Here is a 20,303-nt window from a genome sequence, read left to right on the forward strand (position 1 = left end):
TGTTCCTTATATCTTTCTCAGATTAAATATGCATTCGGATTTTATATTATTCTCTATATTTTCAATAATTGACAATTCTGCTTTTTCCAGAGTTTTTGTCTTCAGATTATAAGTGAATAGATTTCTTAAATCCAGCTTATATTCAGAAAACTTATATTTTATAAGAGGCTGATGATACTTTTCATATCCTTTGGTTACTTTTTCCAAGAGTTCCTCAGATTCCACTGTTTCCCAAACTTTTCTAATAGTAATGAGGTCTTCTTCTTTTTTAATAATATCATATCTCACAGTCATAGGTACAAGTACATCAGGAAAAAGCTGAGATTGATAAGTGTATTCTTCTCTTTCCATATTTTCTTCGCTGCAATAAAGATATTTGTCCAATAATGTAAGGTAAAAAAGATCTCTGTTATAGTCCTTTTCATCATTATATTTATCAGAAAACTGAAAATCTCCCTCTTGCAGAAGCTTTGCATATTCCTGCGGCTTGGTCTGTTTTATTACTTTTACAAATTCAATTTCATTGAGTCTTTCATTTTTAAATTTGTCCCAATTTACTTTTAATTTATCTTTATCAACAAGTCTGGAAAACCTTCCCAGCTTATCGATTTCTACCAAACAGTTATTTCTGATATAATCAACTTCAGACACGAAATCAAAAACACGTGACAATGCCGGTGGATTAAACTCATAAAAGAAGTCGCAAAGCTTAACCTGTACCAAGTGATGTGGCAGATTAAATTTCACATCATATTCTTTTTTAAGCTGGGAATAACTTTTTACCTCATCCTCAATTCTGGTTATATTCAGTTGTTCAGTTCTGTATCTGCTTTCTTGTTCAAATACGGTATAATCAATATTTTTTTTCTCCTCTTTATTCTTTTGATAAGGGATGATAACAGTCTTAATATGGATAGGCAGGTAATCCCCAAAAAATTGCTGGGTAAGGGGCGAATATAAATTATGAAAGGCTAGCAGCTCTTTGCCCGTCATCTGATATTTTTCTGCTATTGATTCTAATGTATCTCCTTTTTTTATCTGATGCGTACTGTATTCCATACAATGGATTTCTGGTTATTTTATAGTTAAAAATATGTATAAGATCAACGATATGTTTATCTGAAGATCTTATTTATATGCGTTAATTTATATCTACCTGGGTACCTTTGATTGTAACATTGCTATCTACAACCATTCCTGGACTTCCTTTTGCCTTTCCAACGTTGGTAATGCTCACCCCCTCTATGTTCACTGTATCAGCTTTCACCGTTATCTGATCTTTTGTAATCTCAATGCTGCTACTTCCAACTTTTAAAGTAACTTTTTCTGCTCCTTTAAGATCAATTACACCATCATTTCCCATTGTCAGTATGCTTTGACCTTCTCCTACGTTTGTTGTATGTTTACAGCCTACATTGGTAGTATTTTTATTCTTAACTGTTTTTGTATTATCATTTCCTACGGTTACCGTTTTATTGTTATTTGTATTGGTTTCCGCATTTCCCGCTCCATCAAAAAACATATTGGCTCCGCCCTGGTCTTTAAGATTCATTGATCCTGCTCCATTATCATATTTCAGTTCGGCTCCGCTTCTTCCGCTAAAGCTCATCACATTGTTTCCAGCTCCACCTCCGGCGCCGATACCTCCATGAAACATTCCTCCCATCACGAATGGACGGTCAGGATGCTGATGTACAAAATTGATGATCACCTGGTCTCCCACTTCAGGAATTGACATAAAGCCCCGGTTTTTGTTCACCTTGTCACTGCTTCCGGCATCCGGAGACATTACGCGGATGAATTCTGTAGTATCAGGACCATTCTGCCAGTCAAACTGTACCTTAACCCGTCCCTGGTCTTGGGGATCTGTATTGGAAATTACTTTTGCAAACTGAGCTTCAGCTCTTGGAGTTTCAAATTCCGGGCGGGGGATAAATCCTGTATCTGCAGCAATGGCCTCAAATTTACCGTCATAATATCCTCTGGCATCTACTTCATGAGTGACTTCAAGAATCATCAGCTTGGTAAAATAGGACGTTTCATTGCTTCCGGATTTACGCATTTCAATATCAGCGGGGCATCCCGGATATAAGAACGGAACTGTGGTAGTTCCTGAAGTAATAAAAACTTCAGAAGCTTTACTTCCTGCCGTTCCTTTCTGAGAAGCATCGATATCCATAAAGGATGTAGCTTTTATAGGTGCTACTCTCAAAGAGGGTGTTGTAAATGTTTTTTCTGATATTTCGTAAGCACGCCGTGCAATATCTGAAGTATGGTTTATTTTTGAGTTTCCGGTAATCAGCTTTTCATTTTTGCTGCTGTTGTACCCATAAAATGTTGGGTTGACATGCTGTGCTCTCATTTTGACAGCAATATCACTCACACTGCTGCCATAGGTAAGTTTCACCGGTTTCTCCTGTGGTGGAAGCTTTCCAAAATGCAGTACTTCACCATCATAATAAAACTGTTCGCCATAGGCTTCAGCTATTCTGGCAAGGTAGTTATAATGAGTCTCTTCATATTGAGAGCTGTAGGAAACGTTTCCATGCTGGGCATCTACCCGGAAATCAAACTTGTTCTGACCCAGCCCTTCTCTGATTACCTGATCTGCAATACTGTTCAGGCTGACAGGCTGACTTCCCCCAAAACTCTGGATATGGGGTGCAGCATCTAAAAGTACCGTAGGACTATATCCTTTAAGGACAATATTTCCCAGGCTTCCTTTTTCCTGGCTGAAGCCTACTTCTGTAATGACTCCTACAAAGTTACGTTCAGCTCCTTTTTCAATATCTTTATATTTGAAGACTACGGTAATTCTTTTTCCCAGAAAATTCTGGGCTTCTTCTAAATTGTGGTTTTCCGCATTTCCTAAGGTATCATGAGCCAGTGTTAAGCTGAATTCATGATGTTTAGCAGCGCTCTGAACCAGCTTAAAATGTTTGAAATGCTTAATCATCCTCCCTTCAACAATAACATCCAGCTTTACCACACGGTTGATACCGGCAATAAAGCTTTCAGCAATGGCTGGAGCATTATGTATTTTTGAAGTGGGCTGTTTTGCCCATACTTTATTTTCAATGATTGAAGGTTTATTAGAAACCAGGGTCTGATTCATAAACATATCTGCACCCTGTGCAGCGCTTAAGCTTTGTTGTCCTGCTTTTGCTGCCTTCTTTACTTCTTCACCCGCTTTATTTAATTTTCCTTCTGCCTTTTGGATAGTTTTTTCCTTTACTGTGTTTTTCAACTTGCCGGCATCTGCCTTTGTTGTATGTTGGCCCTCTACTTTAATTGATTTATCATCCTGAAACATAGCGTCTTTGTTTGAATTAAATAATTATTGAATAAACTACTGCTGTACAGCATACATGGAATCAAAAATAGCAGAACATCTTATACTCTTTTTTTCTAAAAAATGATTCCTAATGTTCTTCTTAGTGTTTATAATGGAAAAAACAGAACAGCATACCCTCACGAGCGCGCTGTCCTGTACCAATTTTATTTTTACTAAGATGATGAATATCGGCTTATTTACCCGATGAAGGCCACAGTCCTGCGTACTGAGAAGTACCGTAATCAATTGTTTCTGCGCTTATCACGAAACTGATCAACATACTGTTGCTGTCTATAGCATCGAAGTCTACTTCATGCTGAATTACATATCCGTTTTCCCAGTTCAAAGTAATCAATGTTCCTTCTTCGTGAGATTTGTTGAATGTAATTTCTCCTTTAGTAGGCTTGTACTTTCCGTTCAATAAACTTTCAAGGATATCAGACTTTTCAGTTGCTTCTACTGTTACTTTAATTAAGGCATTAGAAGGATCTGATGCTACACGTCCGGATACATCGGTAGATCTCGATACGCTGTAGTTCATTTTTAATAATTTTTGTCCTTCGCCTCCGTTGAATTTTAAGATTCCTCTTGAATTTCTTTCTGCCATGATTTGTAAATTTTAATCGTTAATAATATTTTGTGATTCGGTGATTGTATAGCAAATATAGAGGGTCTTTTTTTCTAAAAAAAACTTTTGAATACAAATCTGAAATTTTGTAGTAGTTCTACGATTTTATGTCGTAATTCTACGACAATAGAGTTAACAATTATATATAAAAACATGATATACAATGATGTATAAATACATAAAAACATCGATCAAAATAGGCATTTTCCACAGCAATGAGAAATATTAAGGTTTTTTAATATAATTTAGCATGCTTTAACAGATCTGAATTATAAAAATTTCGAAAATATTATTCGTTTATTTTTTTTAACCTTATAGATTTTAAAACCTCTAAGGCTGTGAACTGGCTGCAGGCTATTTTTACCAGGCTCCATTTTTACTGATCATATATTTGGCTCTTCAATTTCCATTTTACAGATTAGGTTTCAAAGAGATCAAATTAAAACAATACAAAATCTGACTATTATCATAATCAGATTCTTTACTTTTTGATATTTGCTATAAATTGTTACTGGGCACTTCCCCCTTCTTTTATAGATCGCATAAGTATTTTATTTTTCCTTAAAAGAAAATCGGGCATAAGGTCTGTGGGAAGGTAGAAAGGACTTTCTCCTTTTTTCTGCAATTCTTCTACTATTCCCGGATTCCAGGCAAGGATTTTATCTACTTCCACATCCAGTTCATCTGCAACAACCTTTAAATTAAAGCCGGCATTGATTTCTGTTTCCGAAAGCGCTTCATTTGTTACATTGCTGCCGCCATTTTCAAAAAAGACTTTGTTAATTCTGGAGGCATTATAATTACTGAGGACACTCTGAAGTTCTCCTGTCGCATAGCAGGCGTTCAGGTATTTTTTTACATGGTTGATCGTCTCTTCGGGAAGGTATTTTGAAAACTCATGATATTGCGAAGAGCCTGCAGCCTGCATTGCTTTTGCTATATTTCCTTCTCCACAATTATAAGCTGCAACAACCGTTACCCAGTTGTTATACTTTTTATAAAGGTTTCCTAATGATAATACAGCTGTTTTTGTACTTTTATAGACATCGGTACGGTTCTGTTCTGTAAGTCCATATTGATTGGCATGTGCTGTCATAAGCTGCCAGATTCCTACTGCTCCGGCACCTGAGGTAATATTTCTGTTAAAATGGGACTCAATCAGGGCCAGGTTTCTCAGATGTTTGGGAAGTCCTTTCTGAAGGAGTAACTGCTCAATAAATTCCACAAGATCTTTATTAGAATTTATGATTCCTTTATATTTTTTCACGCTGCTTTCTGAAGTATCAGAGGCCGTTAAAAACTGTCCGTTTACAAATATACCGGTTCCTACCAGCATCAAGCCTGTAAAGATATTTCTGACAATAGTTTTCATTTTAAATATATGTTTATAAAGCTAAAAATAAAAAGGCTAAAGAGCAGATTTGCCAGTCAGCCTTTTTACTTTATTATGAGTCTACTTTCCAGCTCAGTTTGTCTTCTTCTGTATTCCAATCCACATGGATGGTCTGGCCGGATTTCACTTCTTCTCTTACAATCATTTTGGAGATAGGCCTTGCCAATTGGGCACGGATCACTCCGGAGATCTGTCTTGCTCCGTATTTACTGCTGAACCCTCCCAATGCAAGGTTTTTCACAGCCTCATCACTAATTTTCAAGGCTATTCCTAATCTCGTCAATGAAGTATGAAGTGATTTCAGCTGGATATTGAAAATTCTTTCTGCAATAGACTCTGTGATCGGTGCAAAAGGAATAATTTCTGTAATTCTTGCCAAAAACTCGGGTCTGAATCTTCCTGAACCTGACATGATCTGCATCAGTGAAGATGACTCCGGAATTTTTCCTTCTTCAAACTGTTTTACAATTTCTTCACTTCCGATATTGGATGTAAAAAGGATTAATGCATTACTGAAATCTCCTTCTTTTCCTAGTTTATCATGAACCTTTCCTTCGTCCATGATCTGAAGGAATACATCAAAAACAGAATGGTGAGCTTTTTCAATCTCATCAAATAAAACAACAGTATATGGCTGCTGTCTTATTTTGTTAACCAGCATACCTCCTTCTTCATATCCTACATATCCGGGAGGCGCACCGTATAGTAACGCGGCAGAATGTTCTTCTTTAAACTCTGACATATCAAAGCGTACCATTGCTTTTTCATCGTTGAAAAGCAATTCTGCCATTGATTTTGCAAGCTCAGTTTTACCGGTTCCTGTAGGTCCTAAAAGGAAGAACGAACCAATGGGCTGTCCCGGTTTATTCAATCCGCTTCGGTTTTCAACAATAGCATCGGAAAGGATTTTCAATGCATGATCCTGCCCTACTACTCTATTTAACAGAAGGGATTCCATGTTCAGGAGTTTTTCTTTTTCCTGAGCCTGAATTTTACCGATTGGGATATTGGTTTTAGCAGCCATCACAGCAGCCAGCTCTAATCTTCCTACTTTTTCTCTTTTCTTCGCTGCATGCTGCAGAAGCTCTTCGTAAGTATCATCAATAATTTTATGAATCTGCTCTACCGGCATTGAATTGTCAATAGCAGGTTGTTCGCTCAGTGATCCCCATAAAATAGGGCTTATTTTATCACGCAACAGATTATAAGTCCAGATCAATTCATCAGCCTGGTCTTTATTGTCTGTATATTCTTCTTTTAAAATCTCTTCATAGCTTGCTTTCCAGCTTTCCAGTTCTTTTTCTGAAAGTTCGTCAAGCATTTTAATAGCAGCCATGGTTCTGTCTAATAAATCGATGGCTGCATCGGGTAATTTTTTACCTTTTGCATATCTTTTAGCCAGACGTACACATTCCGGAATGGCAGTTTTTTCCACTTCAATACCATGGTGCTTTTTATAGCCATCAAGCAGTACATCGATCATTTTCACGCAAGTCTGCTCATCCGGTTCATTAACCGTCAGCACTTCAAAACGACGGTTGAAAGCCTGTTCCGGTTCTATAATTTTTCTATATTCTTCCTGGGTAGTAGCTCCAATGACCGTAATTTCACCTCTTGCCAATTCCGGTTTCAGAAGATTGGCAACATTTCCTATGCTGCCTTTCGGATCTAAAAGGGTATGAATTTCATCAATGAAAAGGATTGCTTTTTCAATTTTCTTACATTCATTGATTATTTTTTTCAGGCGGTCTTCTATTTCACCTTTATAAGAAGTTCCGGCCAGTAAAGCTCCTGTGTCCAGTTCTAAAAGGGTTCCGTTTTTAAGCATTTCAGGAACATTCCCTTTGGTAATTTCAATAGCAAAACCTTCTACTAAAGCTGTTTTTCCAACTCCCGGTTCGCCAATAATAATGACATTCGGCTTACTTCTGCGGCAAAGAATCTCTACCAGCATTCTAAGTTCTTTGTCTCGTCCTATTATATTTTCCAGATCTCCGTTTCTGGCCTGTGCTGTTCTGTCTACACAATAGCTTTTAATAGATGGAAAGGAAGAGTCTGAAAAGTCTGAACCATTTGAAAATAAAGACGCAAAATCTCCATTTTCAGATACGGTGAAAGGAGTATCTTTTCTATACAGGTTAAAGATCTCATGTTCTCTCAATGGAAGTGATTTCAACTGCTGAAGAGTAAATACAACCTGTGGTTTTACAATAGCAGTAAGGATACAGATCGGTGTGATCTCATCCAAACCTAATTTTAAACGGATATCGTCTGCTTCTTCCACAAGGGTATCAATGGCATCATCCTGAGCCACTTCATCAGGAAGGTGGGCTGTTTTAGGATATTCTTCAATACGGACATCTGCCCATTCGTAGAAATATCCCGGATCTTTATCGATGCTTTTCAAAAATTCATTAAGTCCGATATCTTTGTGCATTAAAGCCTGAAGAATATGAGGTCCACCATAAGTAGCATTATAATTTTCCTTCGCTATAGACTGAGCAATATGAAATAGCTGTTTTACTGTTTCGTTGGTTACTAGTACTCCCATTTATAATTTTTCTTATATTAATATTTGCGCTCTGTTTTGTAAGACTTATGATCTCATGGCGGAGAATCAGAAGCCATTATTTTTTATCTGCCTAAAATTAAATATTTTATTCTAAAACGAGATAAAGATAGTTAATTCTTCAATTAGAGAAGTAACCATGCTATTTTTTAATTTTCAGGACAGGTCTGCGTTGTCAAATGATTGCCTTTTTTCTATGTAGAATACAACATTTTATATTTTTAGAAAATAAAGTAAAATTAAACTTACCCATTGCAGGCCAATAAAGATATAGAACAACATAGCAGAAGGCTCTGCCAGTTCCTGAAGTTTTTCAATAAGTGCCACTTTAATGATATCTGAAAAATCTGCATTATCCGCAGATAAGTTCAGTTCATCGAATTTTATTTTGCCTAAAGCATAGCTTACAGCGCGTTTTACTATTTTATTTTCTGAGCTGTTTTTAAACTCATTCAACAGTTTGACTTTTGCAATGGCAAAATCTGAACCGGTTCGGATAACAGTAGGCTGCTTTGCCTTACATATCCCAATCACCTTTTCAATAAAAGGAACTACAATCGTTTTGGAATGATCCTGCAACAGTTTACTGATCACCACAGACATCGCATATTTTGTGGCAAACATAACAGTAAAGAAAGGGGCTATGATGATCAGCAGATAGAAAATACCCGCAGAAACTGGTTTTGCCGTAACAGTAGCCACTAAAAATGCGAGTGCACCACTGTGTCCTAATGACGAACCTAAACTGTCTGCTAAAATATAAATTCCCAGTACAAGGGTAATGATGGTGGAAAAAACTCCTATTGCGTAAATCTGCAGGACACTGAAAATAAATGCTGCAGATAGTTTTGAAAAGTATTTTAAATGGGTAGTAATGGTACTCATTGGCAGATTTTGTTTAATTGGTTTTATGGTTTTGTTTTTGGCAATATAGTGTAAAATAAACAAAGAGCTATAGAATAAATATTGGCTATGTAACCCTTTGATTCCGCTCTTCATATCAAATGGTATGGAGATTTTCCTTTTCATCACTGGAATCGTCGATATGGATTCTTCTCCTACGTTTATCTTAATTAAAAATTCTTTGTTGAGATAAGATTAATTGTTAGTAAACTTCGATTCTTTTCTCGAAATTTCTTTGCCGGAAATACCATCTAAAATAATATTTTCAACTAAACTTGGCTTTTTAAGCCATTCTATCTCCCAAATAGGTTTTTCATTTTCTATTCTTCGGGTAATGATGGTATGAAAACCTGTACTTTGTAATACAAGACCTTTGGTTAAAGGAATTCCTTCTTTCATACAGAATTTTAAGATATCTTCAAATGAAAATTTGTAAGGTTTGTCATAATCTACTTCCTTGATTAAATTTCCCTTTTCATCAAATTCGTACCAAGTACCCTTAAGAAAGGTACTCCAGGGCAAATTAAGAGTTATACCTTTAGTCTGTATGATATTATTTAAGTAATATACTTTTACAATCTTGAATAACGAATTATTAGGTGTGAATTTATAGCTAATATTGGTTTTATTTTTCATTATTTCAATAAAACCAGAATCTGTCTTTTTATTTACATTTTCTAATTTATCAATATCAGGAAACTTATTTGCATTGAATATTTCACTATGATTATCTATTAAAGGCAACATACTTTTTTTATGTTGTGATTTGCAAGAAAAGATTATTACTAAACTTAGAAAAAACAATATTTTTTTCATAAAATTCTGTTTTATATTATTATTGTTTATTCCTGTTCCTGTAACAACAAACATTAATTGTTAGTAAACTTCGATTCTTTTCTCGAAATTTCTTTGCCGGAAATACCATCTAAAATAATATTTTCAACTAAACTTGGCTTTTTAAGCCATTCTATCTCCCAAATAGGTTTTTCATTTTCTATTCTTCGGGTAATGATGGTATGAAAACCTGTACTTTGTAATACAGGACCTTTGGTTAAAGGAATCCCTTCTTTTTCACAGAATCTTAAGATATCTTCAAATGAAAATTTGTAAGGTTTGTCATAATCTATTTCCTTTATTAAATTTCCTTTTTCATCAAATTCATACCAAGTACCTTTTTGAAAACCTCCCCACACATTAAACTTCAGCCCTTTTTTTCTTATATTATCAGAGGGATAAAAATCTTTAAAAATCATAAAATATGATTTTGGAGGTGATTCATAATAGGCAGATCCTGAGTTTATTTTAATCCTTTCTATAATTGTCCCATCATTTAGTTTTTCATAAACAGAACTTGATTTGTTCTGATGGAGTTCATTATATCTGATATTATCAAATTTTTCAAAATTATTATCAATTAAAGGCAACATATTTTTTGTATTTTGTGATTTGCAAGAAAGGATTATTAGTAAACTTAAAAAAAACATTATTTTTTTCATAGAATTTTATTTTGCATTGTCATTAGCGATTATCCACTGCCACTTCCAAAGATTATAACGTGTTTCCGGAATGTGATGTGAATAGTCCATAATATTTTCTGTTTTGGCATATTCATAAGTAAATTGTGCCTTTGCATCAGCCTCTGAATTGGTAAAACTATGTGGCAATGCAAAACTATGTAGAAATTCGTGAGCTGCTGTTTGATTATTTTTTGAAGGAAATAATACCACAAAATTCCCAGAACTATACCCATTAAGCCCCCTAACATTTCCTGATGCATCAACAAAACCTCCATTTTCACCTAAATAAATAGCGACATAGTATTTGTTATATTTTGTTTCAGGAATATTATTACTTTTTAAGTTTTCTTTCACTTTATTGTAAACATAGTTTTGTAATGCAACAAATCCGGAAGGAGCATTGCCAGCAGGCTCATAATAAGCTGCTATTTTCCCTCCAATCACATATCTACCTCCAATTTGAAAATGAGCATCACCAGACATATCTACAGTTTCGGTTTCTACATCTGCTTCTATAAGTGCTTGTCTCAAGTAACTTTCAAATAATTCCTTTTGACCAGTAGAATTCCCTGCCTTTTTACCATTTATATCGGTTTCTAAATTAATAATAAGTATTTTTGATTTTTTCCTTTTTGCAGCATGATTAGCCCAAACATTTAATCTGCCCGCTACTTCAGAAACTTCAAGACCAGCACTGTCTTTCTTAACGGCAATCACTTCTATAATCTGATCATCTGAAAATTCTTCCAGACATTCTATAGTTACAAAATCTTTAAGATCATGTTTACCTTTTGTTTTAGGTGTAATCTCCATGGGAGAAATTTTAAAAAGTTTATTTTCTTTAAATCTTAAAGTATCCGGTTCCTCATCAACTTCAATATTCAGGCTTAAAATAGCTTTGGTATTTTTAAAATTGGAAGCGGTAAGCTGGTTCGTTTTAGTATCTTTAATTTGTGAAGGATAAAGTGATAGCCAGGAGCAGTAATAATTTTCAAGCGTACCATCCGCTTTTTTCTTCCACGGAATACTGTATACACCATATACCTGCTTTAGCTTAGAATATAAAGTAGGAGCCTTTTTAAAACTTCCATCATATTCATTAATATCTCTTTCTAATGTGGCATAAGTGGCATCTGTATATTGCTTCGCTACAATATCTTCATAATTAACATCACCAAAATTGGATGTTTCACCTAATCTCATCCAGTCAAAACCATATTCTTCACCTTTCCATCCATTTTTACTACGAAAATGTACAACACATTTTGCTTTTATCTCTGATGGAGGAGGATCATTTGGTGTACCATGACTCACTCCTTTTTTATCACCCTTTTCTGTAAACCATTTATAGGCTCGCGAAATAATATTCTCCTGAGAATACATATTGTGGTCTTCATGAGAGATTTTATTATAAGTACCTTTTACAATTCTTGTTCGGCTCATGATTAATGTGCTTTAGATTTCTCCCCACTATTATTTTGTACTTCCTTCTGTGCATGTTTATTAATCGAAGCATTAGAACTTATGTTCATTTCTTTTTCAGAAATCTCATTCCGTCCTTTCTTTGTTTCACTGTGCACATCTCCTTCAATAATTTCAGTCAGTTTTCCCGTAATAAATGTACTTGCATCACCCATTACGGAAGTCAGCTTCATTGCTCCCACACTTTTTGTATTATTCAGGCCAATACTGTCCGATTTATTCATCCCCACCGTTGTATTCATGCTTTCACTCACATTAATATTCATGTTCTTACAATTCAGGGTCATGGTTTCAGGTGCAGTAATATTGATATTGCTTCCTGTAGTATCCAGATGAATCTCATTTCCGCTCTTATCCGTGATAATGATGCTTTCATCTTCTGTGAAAACTACCTTGTGGCCGCTTCTGGTTTGGATCGATTTTACACGGTTATCTGCTCCACCTCCAAGGCCTATTCCCCCATGGAACATTCCGCCCATAACGAATGGTCTATCGGGATGGCTGTGGACAAAATTAACCATTACCTGGTCTCCTACTTCAGGAATGGCTACATATCCCCGGTTTTGAGTAATTTGATCAGTTCCTCCCGCATCAGGACTCATCATTCTTATAAAATGGGTTGTGTCATTCATCTGCCAGTCGAATCTTACCTGAACCCTTCCCTGTCCTTCAGGGTCGGCATTGGAAATGACTGTGGCAATCTGAGGTTGTGCGGCAGGTACTTTAAATTCCGGTTTCGGCAGGAAACCTGTATCGGCAGCTATAGATTCAAAACTGCCGGTATAATGTCCAATGGTATCAATTTCATGTACAGCTTCTGTCACCATCACTTTAGTAAAATAGGAGGTTTCATTGCTATCCGGTCTTCTCATATGGATATCTGCCACACATCCGGGGTGCAGAAAAGGGACTGTTGTAGATCCTGAAACTGAAAATACACTTACGGCTTCACTTCCGGAGGTACTTTTTTGGGAATTTTCTACATCCAAATGGGTAGATGCCTTTATAGGGGCTACCTGAAGTGCCGGAGTTTTATAAATTTTTTCGTTATGGCTGTATGCTGTCTTGGCAAGATCTCCCACATGGGTAACAGGTGTATCACCGGAAGTCAGTTTTTCATTTTTACTGCTGTTGTAGCCATAGTATTGAGGCTTGGTATGTACCGCTTTTAATTCTACTTTGATGTTATCTGCATTACTTCCGTAGATCAGTTTTATCGGTTTATTCTGTGGCGGAAGTTTTCCAAAGTGCAAAACTTCGCCGTCATAGTAAAACTGTTCGCCATATGCTTCTGCCATTCTTGCAAGGTAGTTGTAATGGGTTTCATCGTATTGACTGCTGTAGATAATCTGGGAGTAATCGTTGGTATCAATTCTTATATCAAAACGTTCTTTGTCAATCCCCTGTTTGATAACATCTGCAGCAATAATTCCCATATTAACGGGCTGGCCTCCGCCAAAGCTCTGAATATGGGGAGCTCCATCCAATAATATGGTAGGACTATACCCTGACAATACAATATTTCCGAGGCTCATTTTATCCTGGCTGAAACCTACTTTTGTAATAATCCCCACAAAGTTTCTTTCGGGGCTTTTCTCAATGTCTTTATAGGAGATAACTGCTGTAAGGCGTTTTCCTAAAAATTTATTAGCTTCTTCAAGGGTATGATTCTGCTGTTCTTCCAAAGCATCGTGGGCAAGGATAAGAGTAAATTCATGGTGACGATCTGCCCGTTGCTTAAGAGTGAAATGTTTATAGTATCTTATCATTTTACCTTCCACAACCAGTGATAATTTCACTAACCGGTTGATCCCTGCATGATGGTTTTCGGATATGGCATCTGCATTTTGTGACGGACGGAAGGAAGATCCGTTTAAGTCAGTTTTCATATGTATTTTGTGTTTGTGTTTGTGTTTGTTTAAAGATAGTAATATTTCACGAAATAATCATTTAGTATTTCCTATCGAAGTGATAAAAATGAATTTCCGTAAACCTTTATCTTAGAAAAAAAGACCGTCTTTGATAAGGACAGTCTTTTTTCGTATGAATGTGTGATAATGTGTCAATTTTAGCTGCTTGGCCAAAGTCCTGCATATTGAGAAGTACCGTAGTCGATTGTTTCAGCACTTACTACGAAGCTGATCAACATACTGTTACTGTCAATAGCATCAAATTCTACCTGGTGTTGGATGACATATCCGTTTTGCCAGTTCAAAGTAATTAATGTTCCTTCTTCGTGAGATTTGTTGAATGTAATTTCACCTACAGTAGGCTTGTACTTACCATTCAGTAAACTTTCAAGAATATCAGACTTCTCTGTTGCTTCTACTGTTACTTTGATTAATGCGTTAGAAGGATCTGATGCTACACGTCCGGATACATCGGTAGATCTGGATACGCTATATTTCATTTTTAATAGCTTTTGTCCTTCTCCTCCATTGAATTTTAAGATTCCTCTCGAATTTCTTTCTGCCATGATTTGTAAATTTTAATCGTTAATAATATTTTGTGATTCGGTGATTGTTCAGCAAATATAGAGGGTCTTTTTCTCTAAAAAAAACTTTTGAATGTAAATCTGAAAAATTGTAGTAGTTCTACGATTTTGTGTAGTAATTCTACGACATTAGATTTATAAACATCCAGGTAACTCTCTACAGTAAAGGGATTTAAGTAACTTCAATTTTTAAGTTAAAAAAGTAATTTTCCACTTAAAAGAGAAATAGAACTCTTTTCAGGGCATAAAAATTAAATTTACAGCACTAAAATGAGCCTCTACATTTGTTTTTTGATTAAGAATTATGAATCCATATTTAAATGTTATTTGATGTATCCATACATCCTAGTAGGTCAAGCAAAAAACTAATATTCAATCTTAGGTATATACCATATCCTGCCTCCCAACTCCCAACTCCCAACTCCCAACTCTCAACTCTTAACTCTTAACTCTTAACTCCCTTCCTCCCCAAACAGACACAAAAAAAGCAGAAGTAGGTCTCTTCTGCTTTTGATATTATAAAAATAAACAATTAATGTTTAGTGTATTCCGGCTGCTCTGTTGGAATTCTTGTTGGGGTAAAATACTCGTTAAGCCAATAGAACGTCTGTCCGTTCTGCTGAATTTTCACTGCCGGGTTATTTCTGTTGGCAAGCATTCTATCTGCAAGGTCTTTATAATGATGGAAATAATTCTTCACGGTCTCACTAGGAACAATTTTAGATTTTCTCCAGCCTTTAAGCTTATATTTAGCCATCAGTTCTTCTTCTGTAAGATCAAATCCGGTACTCATTCCTATTGCATAAGACATCGGCTGTTCGTAAAGAGCTCCTTTGTCAAGGAATTTTATTGTTGGATTGTATTTCTTCAGAAGTTTTACATATTCTTTAACCGCTTTTGACTGGTTAAATCCAGGCTTGTCAGCTTCTGTATTCCTGTAGACTTCAGTATAGAAAGCTTTAAGATTATCATATTCCGATTCAGAAATAAGGATTCCTTTTTCTATTACCGGTGTGAATTCTTTTAAATCTTTCGGGATATATCCTTTTACCAGGAATGGGCTTCCATAGTTAATCAGCTGAGCTGCAATTCCTGCAGATACAGGATTGGTAAGTCCCGGATACAGATATTTATATTTTAAGTCAACATCCGTCTTTCCTGCTCCTACGGAAGAATGGAAATACTCATTAAGCGACTGGTCAATAGCCTCATTATCGGCAGTAACCTGTGCTATAAGGCTATCCACAGATTTTTTCAGGTATCCCGGAGTTGCAATATCTCCTTTTTTAGGAAAAATAACATAGCCCTGAGACATACTCTGCTTAGGATAGGCCAATGAGAAGAACCCTTCATCCCCTTCTACAAGGCTGAAATTATTCTTGGTAAGAACATCATATTGATTGATAATCTTTTGTTTTTTAAGCTCCGCAATATTTTTCGCCGTATTGGTTACTATATTTTCGGCCATCAATACGAAGTCGTTATAAGTATCTGATGATCTTGCGCTTGTCTGGAACATAATTAGCCTTGCCTGAGCCTGGGTAAGAGAACTGATCACACTGTACATATTTCCGCTTTGGTTGGCAGAAGTTCCTACAGTTACTACAATATTCGTTTCATCCGGAACGTTTGAAAGAAGATTTCCTGCCGCAGAAAGTGCCTCTCCTACCGGTTGATAACCACTATTACTGCTACAGTTCATTTCATTTGTTTTTTCAGTAATGAATGTTGTGATTTTACTGTAGTCTGCACTTAAGTTCGAAACTGAAGTATTGCTTCCGCAAGGGTTATTTTTATACAAAACCACTCCATACTTAACGTTACTGAAATAAGATGGTTTTTCAAATCTAAGCTGTAAATCCTGTAATAATGATTTTACAATAGGTGCGTATGGTGCATTAGGCGCACTTACATCCAGTGCAAAAACAATATTGATATTTTTATCCCTTTCTGTAATTTCCCTGTAACGGTCAAAATAAATAGGTTCACCTAAAACATTGTAAACATAGTTTTTACTGTAATCTAAAATATTGGTAAAATATTTTGTTTTGATATCCGGAGTAGGAGCTTCATCCAACGGCAGATTCACCGGATAAATATTTTCCAAAGGTGATCTTTTGTTGATATCTGAAATAAGAATAGCTGTTTTATTAGTGGCATCTGAGGCTGATCCACCCGGATAACCTTCATGTATCCCTAATTCGGAATCATTAATTCCTGTGGTGTTTTTCAGCTTTATAGCAGAACGTTCTCCCCATGTAGAAATCACATTGGAGCTCACCCATCCGTAAAGACCTGTACTGATACTGTCTATGTCAAGAGAAGGCTTTTTACCTACCAGAAACCTCTTATTATTCTCAGCCTGCTTATAGACATACACCATCTGTCCGTTAGGAATTTTCACATTGGCAGTTTCAATAAGACTTGGTGAGTTAAATACAATGATAGAGTCATTCTTATAGTATCTTTCGGCACTTCTGATCACCTCGCTGTTATTAGGTACTACAGCTGCTCTTACAGGATATCCTGTTCTTTCACTTTTTAAAGAATTGTTCCATAACAAAAGGTCAGACTCAGGAATCCAGCCATATGTCTTAATAGACTTTGATGAAACTTTCTTCATTAAAGCATCCGGAACATATTCGGCCACCTTTACCATTCCATCTCTATGTTTTAAAACCATTAAAGGTTCTAAAAATTTAACTTCTTTATATGATTTTTCGTCATTTTTATCTAAATAAGCTGTATTTCTTGACCGGTCTGAAATCACAATCCATGGAACGGATTTCTTGGGATATCCATTGACAACAGTTGAATTATCTACCTTTCCATACTGAGATGGTTCGGGAGTTTTCTTTGACGGAAGCTTTACCTGGCAACTCGTCAACAATACTGAAAGTCCTATATAATATGCTGCTAGAGGAAATGTATTTCTCATCCTATTTTATCTTTTTATGATTGGCGCATCCGGCAGGGCCGGAAGGTATTATTTGCTTTGGTTAATATCTACTTTAGTTACACAGCTTTGTGTATCATCAAAATTCACCTTTACGGTTTGAATCACGGTATTCTTGTCAAACTGAAGACCTGCACAGTACATATAGAAATTATTTACTTTGCTGTCATTTACTTTTACCACGGTGTTCTCATTGTTGCACAGGTAAGTTTTCAGCAAGTAGTTGTAGTGCATATTAAAACTGTTTCCATTGGCAATCTGCTGTAAATGATATTTAAAGTCGTTATCTATTTTATCAAATACATCTCCTACAGATACTTCATCCTCTTCCAGAGCATTGTAAGCAGGAAGAATTTTGATATTGTGATAGATAGGTTCCTGATTTTCTTCTGTGTATAAAGTCACCAGGTAATCACCCGGTTTTTTATAAGAATAGATGGCCAGCTTATCTTTCGAATCTGTATTTCCAGTTTCTCCAAATTTCCACGCAAACTGTTTAGCTTCAGAAATGGCACGAAATTGTACGTTTTCATTCTGCATTGCCTGGGTAGGGGCTTCAATGGTCGACTTGATTTTTGAGGTATCTTTAGCCTTCTGAAGGCTTCTTGCTGCCACCATTACAGGGAAAGATTTCGTGTACTTATTGTCAACGATTAAGCTGACCTGATAATATCCCGGTCTGTTGTAAAAGTGAATACCACTATTTTTGTCAGAGGTTGTACCATCTCCAAAATTCCATCTTTTGGTTTTTGCAAATTGGGTTTTATCTTCAAATAGAAGTGTATCTCCCACAGACAATGAGGACGGATAAACCACCCCAACAATATCATCCGCAGAGTGAATCACCTTTTTCTGCAGCCATAGTGCAACGAGTGCTGCTATGAGCAATGTTGCGATAACACCAATGATAATGTTCTTTTTGTTCTTTTGAAAATAATTCATAGTTAATAATTGTGATGTGTTCTGTTTAAGTTCCTAATATTTTATTCTGAGACTATTGGGTTCGTGCTTTCAGTGCACTTTCACGCTCATAGAGTTTATTCTGTTTATCTTTAAAGCCAATTCTGCAGTCTTCAACCTGTTTTTCGAATCTTTTGATATCTTCAGTAGTTGTTGAAATTACTTTTTTGTCTTCAAAATACATTTTATAAAACCTGGCAATTTGGGGGTAAGCATCTTTTCGGATATCGGAAATATCATAGTTGCTAAAGTAGTTATTCAAATCGTTAATACCGACCTGAATATTGTTTTCCACAAAGGGCTGCGGGGCTTCATCCGTAAGTTTGGTGATCATCGTATAGGTACTGTCCATGATAGGCAGAACAATCTTCTGGTGCTGTTCGAATTCTGCTTTCTGCTCGAGATTCTGGATGCCTCTTACATCTTCATCTGAAAATGGAGATTCAAATCCCTTTAAAAAGATAATTCCCAGAAAAAGCATAGACATCACAAGCATCAGTATTAAATAAAAAAACTGATAATGCCTTTCCTTTTTAGATAATGTAATTTGTCCTTGCATTGTTTTTCTTTTTATTTTCTTCTTTTACTTCCGGTGAAATTTCTTGTAGGGTCTTTTCTCAGTTCGCTGTTGGCTCTTACCGTTTTACCCATACATTCTTCAAGATCTCTGAAGACTATTTTCTTTTTATACTCTACTTCAATGATCTTACTTTTTAAATTCATGATAGATCCTATCTGTTTCATCAAAACAGCATAATGCTTAAGGCTTCCGGCACTATCCTTACTCATGATATTTTTGGCATCCCTTACATTATCCATAATACTGGTACGGAGAAAAACATCATTCTCCACCTTATTTATATTAAGTTGGGACATTTGATCATAAATAATATCCACATGATTTTTCAGTACATCACTTCTTTGCATCAGTTCCTTATAGGCATCAGCTTCCTTGCTGATTCCCTCTCTCTGCATATCATAACTCTTAAAGAAGAGAAATAGACAGGCAAAAGAAACTACAGACAAAACGGCAAAAGATAGAATAAACTTCCAAATGCCCGTTCTGACGTCAGATTTGTTCAATTTTTTTTCCCGATTTGAAGACATAAATTGCGATTTGTTTGGCCTGTGAAAATATAAAAAAAAAATTTTATGCACAATACGTATTTTCCCCATGCTAATTTCGTGAAAACCCTGATTAACCCAATATTAATTTTCTCTTTGATAAGTTTTTCATAAATTAGGCCTCTGAATTTCAAATATCATTTGCCAAATCGATATTAAGAATGAGTAAAATATTATCTAATACCGTGCGTTTTTCCATTGCTGACAGCGATTTTTATTTTAAAAAAATAATGATCAAAACACTTATGGAAAACCCTTTCTATATGCTTCTGAACGACTGTAATAACGGCCATGAGCTGGTAAACAGAATCTACAGAAGACAGGAAGACGTGTTCATTATAGAGCTCTTTATGCCGGTATTAAGCGGAATTGAAGCCATAAAATATATCAGAAAAAGTAATGCAGAAACTCCTATTGTTACTTATTCCGGAACCTTTCAGGAAGATATGGCCGAAATTCTTGCAAAGATTCCCAATACTTATTACTGTCAGAAAAAAAGCAATACGATTAAGGATATCATTAAAGGTACTATTGCTTCAGATGAGTTTGACTACCATACTTATTCCAAAGAATGGGAACAGCAGCCACTTGCCGTACAGGAATACATGGATAGGCAGAAAAAAAGCCAGGAAGAACTTTCTCCTGCAGAAATACAGCTGATGCGCTTCTGCTACGAAGGATACAGCAATAAAGAAATTGCAGAAAAGCTTAACTTAAGCACAAGAACTATTGACACTTACATCAACAGGCTTACAGAAAAACTGGGATTAAAAACAAAACTTCACCTCATCCGTTTTTGTGTAGAAAACGGATATTATAATTCCAGTATGTAAAAAAGTTTGAATAATTATAATGTGTTAAAGAGGAGTTATTATTGCACCGGCTAAGGATGCTTCTTTTTCACTTTAACCATTGTCATACCGCTATATTATTAATTTATTA

16 protein-coding genes are annotated in these 20,303 nt (G+C 35.8%); 1 reads left to right on the forward strand and 15 read right to left on the reverse strand.

The window, feature by feature from the left end; all coding sequences use genetic code 11:
* Positions 1-6: 6 nt before the first annotated feature.
* From LQV47_RS20165 to tssO, 15 genes are all read right to left on the reverse strand, one after another.
* A complete protein-coding gene (locus LQV47_RS20165; RefSeq protein ID WP_230040867.1) occupies positions 7-1,059 on the reverse strand; it encodes a LysM domain-containing protein in 1,053 nt (350 codons plus the stop codon).
* An 82-nt stretch (positions 1,060-1,141) separates the two neighbouring features.
* Positions 1,142-3,313 carry a phage baseplate assembly protein V gene (locus LQV47_RS20170; RefSeq protein ID WP_230040874.1) on the reverse strand — a complete coding sequence of 724 codons (2,172 nt, stop codon included), beginning with the start codon at positions 3,311-3,313 and terminating at the stop codon, positions 1,142-1,144.
* A gap of 214 nt (positions 3,314-3,527) precedes the next feature.
* Positions 3,528-3,941 carry a type VI secretion system tube protein TssD gene (gene tssD, locus LQV47_RS20175; RefSeq protein ID WP_230040876.1) on the reverse strand — a complete coding sequence of 138 codons (414 nt, stop codon included), beginning with the start codon at positions 3,939-3,941 and terminating at the stop codon, positions 3,528-3,530.
* 529 nt (positions 3,942-4,470) lie between these two features.
* Positions 4,471-5,334 (reverse strand): lytic transglycosylase domain-containing protein, encoded by an 864-nt coding sequence (locus LQV47_RS20180; protein WP_230040878.1) that lies wholly within the window; start codon positions 5,332-5,334, stop codon positions 4,471-4,473.
* A 73-nt stretch (positions 5,335-5,407) separates the two neighbouring features.
* Entirely contained in the window at positions 5,408-7,906 is a 2,499-nt protein-coding gene (locus LQV47_RS20185) for an ATP-dependent Clp protease ATP-binding subunit (RefSeq protein WP_230040880.1), read from the reverse strand.
* 231 nt (positions 7,907-8,137) lie between these two features.
* Positions 8,138-8,809 carry a hypothetical protein gene (locus LQV47_RS20190; RefSeq protein WP_230040882.1) on the reverse strand — a complete coding sequence of 224 codons (672 nt, stop codon included), beginning with the start codon at positions 8,807-8,809 and terminating at the stop codon, positions 8,138-8,140.
* 213 nt (positions 8,810-9,022) lie between these two features.
* Positions 9,023-9,643: a hypothetical protein gene (locus LQV47_RS20195; RefSeq protein WP_230040884.1), complete on the reverse strand. Its 621-nt coding sequence runs from the start codon at positions 9,641-9,643 to the stop codon at positions 9,023-9,025.
* Positions 9,644-9,696: 53 nt separating this feature from the next.
* Positions 9,697-10,323: a hypothetical protein gene (locus LQV47_RS20200; protein WP_230040886.1), complete on the reverse strand. Its 627-nt coding sequence runs from the start codon at positions 10,321-10,323 to the stop codon at positions 9,697-9,699.
* 6 nt (positions 10,324-10,329) lie between these two features.
* Entirely contained in the window at positions 10,330-11,787 is a 1,458-nt protein-coding gene (locus LQV47_RS20205; RefSeq protein WP_230040888.1) for a hypothetical protein, read from the reverse strand.
* Between the two features lie 2 nt (positions 11,788-11,789).
* Positions 11,790-13,715, reverse strand: a complete 1,926-nt coding sequence (locus LQV47_RS20210) for a phage baseplate assembly protein V (protein ID WP_230040895.1) — start codon at positions 13,713-13,715, stop codon at positions 11,790-11,792.
* A 179-nt stretch (positions 13,716-13,894) separates the two neighbouring features.
* Positions 13,895-14,302 carry a type VI secretion system tube protein TssD gene (gene tssD / locus LQV47_RS20215; RefSeq protein WP_047494621.1) on the reverse strand — a complete coding sequence of 136 codons (408 nt, stop codon included), beginning with the start codon at positions 14,300-14,302 and terminating at the stop codon, positions 13,895-13,897.
* A 550-nt stretch (positions 14,303-14,852) separates the two neighbouring features.
* Positions 14,853-17,258 carry a type VI secretion system protein TssR domain-containing protein gene (tssR, locus tag LQV47_RS20220; RefSeq protein WP_230040897.1) on the reverse strand — a complete coding sequence of 802 codons (2,406 nt, stop codon included), beginning with the start codon at positions 17,256-17,258 and terminating at the stop codon, positions 14,853-14,855.
* Between the two features lie 48 nt (positions 17,259-17,306).
* Entirely contained in the window at positions 17,307-18,218 is a 912-nt protein-coding gene (locus LQV47_RS20225; RefSeq protein ID WP_230040899.1) for a PKD domain-containing protein, read from the reverse strand.
* A gap of 52 nt (positions 18,219-18,270) precedes the next feature.
* Positions 18,271-18,795, reverse strand: coding sequence for a type VI secretion system transmembrane protein TssO (locus LQV47_RS20230; protein WP_230040901.1), 525 nt, complete (start codon positions 18,793-18,795; stop codon positions 18,271-18,273).
* Positions 18,796-18,806: 11 nt separating this feature from the next.
* Positions 18,807-19,319 carry a type VI secretion system TssO gene (tssO, locus tag LQV47_RS20235; protein ID WP_230040903.1) on the reverse strand — a complete coding sequence of 171 codons (513 nt, stop codon included), beginning with the start codon at positions 19,317-19,319 and terminating at the stop codon, positions 18,807-18,809.
* Between the two features lie 203 nt (positions 19,320-19,522).
* Between tssO and LQV47_RS20240 the strand changes: the two genes are divergently transcribed.
* Positions 19,523-20,194 carry a response regulator transcription factor gene (locus LQV47_RS20240; RefSeq protein WP_230040905.1) on the forward strand — a complete coding sequence of 224 codons (672 nt, stop codon included), beginning with the start codon at positions 19,523-19,525 and terminating at the stop codon, positions 20,192-20,194.
* The last annotated feature ends 109 nt before the right edge of the window (positions 20,195-20,303 follow it).

Origin of the sequence: Chryseobacterium sp. Bi04 (assembly GCF_918698085.1) — a bacterium.
Taxonomy (GTDB): domain Bacteria; phylum Bacteroidota; class Bacteroidia; order Flavobacteriales; family Weeksellaceae; genus Chryseobacterium.